The sequence below is a fragment of the Acinetobacter sp. AKBS16 genome, from assembly GCF_002899995.1.
Taxonomy (GTDB): Bacteria; Pseudomonadota; Gammaproteobacteria; order Pseudomonadales; family Moraxellaceae; genus Acinetobacter; species Acinetobacter baumannii.
In genome coordinates this window covers 1-273 of sequence record NZ_POYH01000099.1, presented here as the reverse complement: position 1 = coordinate 273, position 273 = coordinate 1, and the positions used below count along the sequence as shown (strand labels likewise).

The following is a 273-nucleotide window of genomic DNA, read 5'->3' as shown; positions in this document are numbered from 1 at the left end:
CTCTGTTGCAGTCAGGTTGGCATTACCTGCCACGTCCGTAACAATACCTGCCGGTACGTTCACAACCACATCGCCTTCAAAGTCCGCAGCCGGTACCAGCGTACCGCTGAAGCTGCCATCGCCGTTGTCTACAAGGTCAGTCAATGTACCGTTAGCAATGTCCAGCAATCCCTCAAGCGCATCTGCCGTAAGCGGACTGCCATCAACCGCATTGACTGCTTCACCAAAGTCAATCGTGATTGCATTCGTTACAGGATCAATCGTAATCACCGG

The 273-nt window shown here is 52.7% G+C and carries 1 protein-coding gene; it reads right to left on the bottom strand.

The window, feature by feature from the left end; all coding sequences use genetic code 11:
• On the bottom strand, positions 1-273 hold a 273-nt coding region (locus C1642_RS18105), incomplete at both ends, for an Ig-like domain-containing protein (protein WP_146035355.1).